This window comes from Blautia sp. MCC270 (assembly GCF_018785605.1).
Taxonomy (GTDB): Bacteria; Bacillota; Clostridia; order Lachnospirales; family Lachnospiraceae; genus Blautia_A; species Blautia_A fusiformis.
Window position 1 is genome coordinate 66830 of record NZ_WQQD01000012.1, and the last position, 6715, is coordinate 73544.

The following is a 6715-nucleotide window of genomic DNA, read 5'->3' on the forward strand; positions in this document are numbered from 1 at the left end:
TCCCTGATTTCAAAACATTATTTATTTTGATAGTTGATTCGTTCTCCTTGAATTACTGGATAACAAATCATTTTATCACTATCCAGATTTTCTACATGCATATCTACTGCACTGATCTGATGGTTTTCATAAGTATTGTAATAATAAATACCTTTTGTAACATTACAACACGACGTATACAATGTGATTTCATATTTTCCATCCGCTACTTCGCAACATCCTCGTTGCTGATCCACAGATCCGAGAATGTGGAAGAATTGGCTAACGCTTTCTTCCTCTGATTCACCTGAAATTGCATTTACCTTTGTAAAAGCTACACGTACAAAGCGTGAGGAAGATGAGAGATCTCCCGGAAGACCTAATCCTCCCATACCTCTACTATATGCATCAAGAGCCAAATTTTCGCAGAAAGTATTTCTGGGCTGTTTAGGAGATAAATACATATAATTATTTAGTTGAAACATCTGCTGTGGAAATGGCGGATTATTCGTAAGCACTCCTACTGGATTGTCATAAATATGCAAACCATCCGACATAGATTCTACCGTAATTGACTCATTCTCATCAGAAATGATCCAGTGTAATTGTGCTAATGGTAATTGCTCGCTGAAAGGAGTATTAACAATATTAATTCGTTCAAGAAGCTCGCGAACTTCAACTAAAGAAGAACACTGACTTAAAATCCACGGAATAAATTCAAACTGTGCAATATTTTCCACATCTGGCTTAATCGCGGAATAAACAGCATTTCCGACAAAATTCAGTCCTGCCATTGCCACTCCTTTTTCATTCATAGCATCATAATACAAAGGATAATCCTCTGCAACATGAGCCATTCCAATAATTGCATAATGATTTTTCATATCGTTAACATGGCGAAAATTAAACGCATAATTACGTGGTGTAATTACTATCTGATCACCATAAGAGAATTCATAATCGAGGGTTCGTCCAAAGTAAAAATCTTTTGTTTTATAAGTTGCTGCTGTACACATGATCATTTATCCTCCTAAATAGATTGAAATATGTCAATGAGTTTTTTTCTTGAACAATAGTATAGCACAATCTTTTATTCTGTTCCAACTTCATACATGATCATAACATGTAAACTTTAAACTATTTTCCTAGATTATTTCTCCATCAGTTTTTCAAACCAGGTATCCATAGCTAGGATGAATTGACCTACGTCTGGCAATTCTTGCAGCATTTCGTTTAGGGTTTTGTGCTTCACATATTTCTGCACATACACCCAACAGGCAACGCTACTGGCTTCTGATACAATGTCAGCTATGGTTTTGCGCATAAGCTCTTCAAATTCAGCAATTTCTTCTTTTGGGACAACATCATACAGTGTTGGTGCCTGATGACTTAATTTTACGCCATTTTCATTTGCATCTTTAAGCAGATTCTTAACTTTTTCTCTTGAATTCTCCGGTACTTTCATGTACTCCCACATAAATGCTACCACATCGGACGGTGTGTCTTTTTTAAGTGGTGGTAACTGAATATAATCATTGTTTTCGCTCATTTTCATATCCTCCTCACGATATAATAAAATCAATAATACGTTCTCTTGTCATGTCCAGTACAGTATCTACGAACACTCCTGCAAACAGGATCAGATACAGAATAACACTCAGCGCAAACAGGAATACAACCTGTACCCAGTCATGGTAACAGTATGCAGTTGCTATAATCAACAAAGCGAATATAAAACCAAGGATTCCCCTTACAACCGCATAAGTCTGTACTGTCATCTTCACTGCCAGGCCGATCACAAAAAGGATCAGCCATACCGGCAGTAATAATATCTTTCCAGCAAGTTTTAAAATAAACATGTGCACCTCCTATCTTACCAGTCCTGGCATATCATGGTTCACCTCTGCCTGATAATACCCGTTCATCGTTGACGGTGCATTAAACAGGGCTGCTAATAAATATTTCTTGATGTTCTTCACCTTTGTGGTGTTACCACTCATACAGTGTAAGACATACTCGATATGTGAATAGGTCAGCATCAGAAATTTTTTCTTCACCAGTGATGCCGGATACCAGTTGCTGGCAATCAAGATCTTGTCATTTTTACACATCACAGTCTCTACGATCAGGTTCACGATTTCATCTACCTGTCGCATATCGTCATGATGGGTTACTTCCAGTGATTCATAATCAACAGTCTCTTTGACCAGTTTTTCATAAGCCTGATATTCCTCAGTGGAATTATCGCCATCGGATCGATTCTCATCTGCAGATACGATTTGATTAGATTTATTATCATTCATTTCAGTATCACTAAGATTAGTATTATTAGGGTTTGAAATGTAAACTTCTTGAAGTTTGTTTTCGGGACTTCATGAAGTTTGATTTTGGGACTTCATGAAGTTTGAATTGTAAACTTCTGTAGATTCCTCATTTTCCACAGAAGTTTGTTTTTTAAACTTCTTTAATTCCTCTCCAAATTTTTTCTTATCTGTTTTCTCAGGCATAAAGGTTTTCACGTAGATAACGTTCACCTTTCCAAATCCCTGTCTGCGTTTCTCAATCAGACCAATTCCTGTTTCGTCATCCAGTTCTCTGACATTTCTTTGTCCTCTTTTCTTTGAATTATGAAAGAAAAATTATCCCTTCATATAACGAAACGCTCAGAGCCTGTTTTACAGTGGTCAAAAGCAAATTTTTTTACTTTTTTTCTTACAAGTTTTCTTGCGAGTTTTTTTTAATGCTACTCGTAAGAAACTCGTAACATTAGATTTCTGCATTTTCTTGAAATTAAGTAAAAGAAAAAGAGCATATGGAATTGAATCCATACACTCTATGATTACTGAAACTTTATTTCATTTTTAATTCAACAAACTGGAAGTTGACTATCAACTGATAATCAAAAATATCATTCCTAAAATTGCAAATTCTTCACAGATCGCAATTATCTAAAATCTGTCGAGCTCTTCGTATAGAAAAACAGTAATTTCATTCTTTCGAAATTTTTAATTCTACGTCTCCGTTACTCAGCAATTCTACAACCTCACGCTCTGGCATATTCATTTTTCCCAGTCTTACCTCTTGTTTATCATCGTTCACGGAATCCTTGTTAGAACTACCACATGCAACCAGACAGGCTGTGAGGATAATTTCCAGAATAACTGATAAATATTTCTTCATATGGCTACACCTAGTTCTTTATTATTTCTTTTCATCAAGCAAAATAACACCTTGTGCCGGATTTTTATCAATTGCACCAACTATCTCATGTGGAACATATGGCTCTTCAAGATATGCAAGGTCTTCGGCAGTTAATTTAATGTCAAATGCTCCGGCTGAATCATCCAGATACTGCGTTTTGGTTGCCCCAATAATAGGCGATAGAATTCCCTTTGCCCACTGCCATGCAATGGCTATCTGGGACATTTTGCAGTTATACTTTTCGGCAAGCTCCGCTACACGTTTAACTATCTGCATGTCTTCCGCTTCAGTCTTATCATATTTTCCCATGGCAACCCTATCCGTGGTTCCACGAAGAGACTCTGATTTCCACTATGGTCTTGCCAGATGTCCGGCTGCAAGAGGGCTATACGGCATTAACGAAACTTTCATTTGCTTACAAATTGGTAGCAATTCTCTCTCATCCTCTCTGTAAAGCAAATTATAATGATTCTCCATCGCAGAAAATGGTGTCCATCCATTGTCTCTTGCGGCTAACTGCATATTATAAAACTGATATCCATACATGGCAGATGCACCAAGTGCCCTGACCTTTCCTGCTTTTACCAGATCGTGCAGTGCCTCCATAGTTTCTTCAATTGGTGTATCATAGTCAAATCTATGGATGATATATAAATCAAGATAGTCGGTTCCAAGACGTGACAGAGTTCCATCTATTTCCCTCATGATTGCCTGTCTTGATAAACGACCTTCATTAAAATATACCTTGGATGCAATCACAACCTGATTTCTCGCTACATTTTTCTTCAATGCTTTACCTAAATATTCCTCACTTGTTCCTGCTGAATATCCATTTGCTGTATCAAAAAAGTTATATCCCAAATCAAGTGCATGCTTGATAACATTCTCACTTTCAGCTTCATCCAACGTCCAGTCATGCATGGTTCCAGCTTTCCCAAAACTCATACAGCCCACACATAATTTCGACACTTCTATATCTGTATTTCCGAGTTTACCGTATTCCATAGTGCTCTCCTTATCTTAATCCAGCGTACTCTTTCTCCGATACCGCCTCACACCACTCATTGGAACAATCCACTCCCGGCACCTCAATTGCCAGATGGGAAAACCATTCATCCGGAGCGGCCCCATGCCAGTGCTTTACATCTACCGGAATGTTAATACAGTCACCCGGTTTCATTTCTACCGCATCCCTGCCTTCTTCCTGATAAAACCCTCGGCCGGCTACACATACTAAGATCTGCCCGCCACCGCTTTTTGCATGATGAATATGCCAATTATTCCTGCATCCGGGTTCAAATGTCACGTTGAAAATGCCAACCTGAGAAGTGGAAATCGGTGCAAGAAAACTTCTGCCAGAAAAATACTGTGCAAAGCCATCATTTGGTGCACCAATTGGAAATACCATCTCTTTTGCATGCGCGCGCATCGCTTCCTCTTCGTATGGCAAATCTCCTTCACCTGCCTCCCACACTTCCTTTGCAAGATTGAAAACAGCCCATGCTTTTGGCCATCCTGCATAAAATGCGACATGTGTGATTACTGCGGCAATCTCTTTTTGTGTTACACCATGATTTTTTGCATTTTGAAGATGATATTTTAAAGAAGCATCTGTAATTCCGGAAGCCATCAGAGCAACCACCGTGATGATACTTCTTGTTTTTACGTCGATGTCCTGGTTATTCCAGTTTTCGCCGAAAAGTACATCATCGTTAAAATGTGCAAATTCCGGTGCGAATTCACCAAGTGTATTTCTTCCTGCTGTCTGTACTATTTTTCCCATTTTCTGTATACCTCCATAGCACTGTTATTTATAAAGATTTTACCCACTCACTGATTTCCTGTTTTGTTCCACGGTTTAACAGGCTGCCTTCTGTGATAACCGCATCCGGTGCAGATGGCTGTAATTCCTTTACAGTATTACCGAATCCACTTCCACCGGATGTTGCAAAGAGCACAATCTTTTTGCCACTGAAATCATAGGCTTCCAAAAATGTATTGACAATTGTCGGAGCTACATACCACCAGATTGGGAATCCCAGAAGGATCTCGTCATAAGAACTCATATCCATCTTTTTCTTCATAATCTCCGGTCTGTATTTCTTATCACTCATTTCCACACTGCTGCGGGATTTTTTATTCATCCAGTCAAGATCAGCCTTTGTATATGGAACTTTTGGCTCAATCTCAAATAAATCCGCTTTTGCTTCCTCTGCAATCATTTCTGCTACTTTTTTTGTTGTCCCGCTTGCACTGAAAAATGCGACTAAATTTTTACTCATAATAAAAATCCCCTTTCTTTGCGAATTTTTCGTATAAAAATAGATGTATAAGATTTGAATTTCTCTTATACATCTATTTTATACCTGATATTTTTATTATGTCTAATGCTTATATTGAATTCCATTCTATGCCTGAAAAGCATTTATTTCTTCTATCATTTTACTGACCGCCAGAGAATATGGAATGTTTCGTCTCCAGGCAATCACAGTACTTGTTGTGATTTCAGGAGAAATTCTTCGCTGTACAAGAATATCCTCCCGCCAATACTTTGCAGCACCTTCGATGGATACCGGATAGCCCAGTCCATTTGCTGCCATAACTCCGGCATTCGTTCCAAGATTACTTGTAAATGCAATCTGCAGTTTCGAAAAGTCTTTTCCAAACCAATTGGCAAGTTCACTTTGAACATTTACTCTTTCCGGCAGGATCAATGGTTTTCCAATAAGATCTTCTTTTCTTATAAACTCTTTTTCTGCCAGCGGATCATCCGGCCGCATTCCAACACACCAGTGATCGCAATCTGTGATCCGGATATAATCCAGCCCTTCGGTGTCCACCGGCTCCATGAATAATGCAATATCTACAAGTCCTTTGTTCATCATCTCATACACTGCATCTGCTGTTGCAGTATGCAATACAATCTGAACCAGCGGGTATTTTTCTTTATATGTTTTACATATCTCCGCCAATGTCTCCACCGCTGCAAATTCACCGCATCCAATGGTTATATTTCCCTCTACAACATCTTCTTTTCCTTTCAGTTCCTCAAGTGTTTTTTCCTCAAGATTAAGGATCTCCAGGGCACGCCTTTTTAATAAAATCCCCTCTTCAGTAAGCGAAATTTTCTTCCCGCTTCGAATAAATAATATTACTCCAAGCTCCTCTTCAAATGCCGCCATTTGTCTGGATAGCGTTGGCTGGGTAATATGCAATTGTTCTGCTGCTTTTGTAAAGCTCTGTTCTTTTGCCACCGTCAGAAAATAGCGCAATAGTCTTAATTCCATATTTTTTTATTCCCACAACTTCCGATTTCTATTTTCGTTTCCATAGCATAGTGTACTCTTTTTCACCAGTATCTTCATCCAAATCTTCACATTGAATAATGAACCCTTCTCTTTGGTAAAAAGAAATTGCTCTGGCATTCTTCTGGTATACATTTAATCGTAAGCTGACTTTTTTATCCTTAATATAATCCAATAAAAGCTTACCTATGCCACATGACTACATTTCATCGGAGACAAAAATACCTTCG

At 38.3% G+C, this 6715-nt stretch carries 7 protein-coding genes and 3 pseudogenes; all 10 read right to left on the minus strand.

Annotated elements, in window-relative coordinates; all coding sequences use genetic code 11:
• Positions 1-17: 17 nt before the first annotated feature.
• The gene (bsh, locus tag GPK58_RS04525; protein WP_215638275.1) at positions 18-995 is read right to left on the minus strand and encodes a choloylglycine hydrolase; all 978 of its coding nucleotides are present in this window, start codon (positions 993-995) and stop codon (positions 18-20) included.
• Positions 996-1129: 134 nt separating this feature from the next.
• Positions 1130-1534, minus strand: coding sequence for a hypothetical protein (locus tag GPK58_RS04530; RefSeq protein WP_021650147.1), 405 nt, complete (start codon positions 1532-1534; stop codon positions 1130-1132).
• A gap of 7 nt (positions 1535-1541) precedes the next feature.
• The gene (locus tag GPK58_RS04535; protein ID WP_021650148.1) at positions 1542-1838 is read right to left on the minus strand and encodes a hypothetical protein; all 297 of its coding nucleotides are present in this window, start codon (positions 1836-1838) and stop codon (positions 1542-1544) included.
• Between the two features lie 9 nt (positions 1839-1847).
• Positions 1848-2579: pseudogene (locus tag GPK58_RS13300) on the minus strand (DUF6017 domain-containing protein); the annotation flags it as partial.
• Between the two features lie 388 nt (positions 2580-2967).
• Positions 2968-3159: a hypothetical protein gene (locus tag GPK58_RS04545; RefSeq protein ID WP_015526519.1), complete on the minus strand. Its 192-nt coding sequence runs from the start codon at positions 3157-3159 to the stop codon at positions 2968-2970.
• 21 nt (positions 3160-3180) lie between these two features.
• Positions 3181-4185, minus strand: a pseudogene (locus GPK58_RS04550) (aldo/keto reductase).
• A 10-nt stretch (positions 4186-4195) separates the two neighbouring features.
• Complete coding sequence (locus tag GPK58_RS04555) at positions 4196-4963, minus strand: carboxymuconolactone decarboxylase family protein (RefSeq protein ID WP_059086531.1); 768 nt, start codon at positions 4961-4963, stop codon at positions 4196-4198.
• 28 nt (positions 4964-4991) lie between these two features.
• Complete coding sequence (locus tag GPK58_RS04560) at positions 4992-5462, minus strand: flavodoxin (RefSeq protein WP_005426704.1); 471 nt, start codon at positions 5460-5462, stop codon at positions 4992-4994.
• A gap of 126 nt (positions 5463-5588) precedes the next feature.
• Positions 5589-6467, minus strand: coding sequence for a LysR family transcriptional regulator (locus GPK58_RS04565; RefSeq protein WP_092073358.1), 879 nt, complete (start codon positions 6465-6467; stop codon positions 5589-5591).
• 28 nt (positions 6468-6495) lie between these two features.
• Positions 6496-6715, minus strand: a pseudogene (locus tag GPK58_RS13305) (GNAT family N-acetyltransferase); the annotation flags it as partial.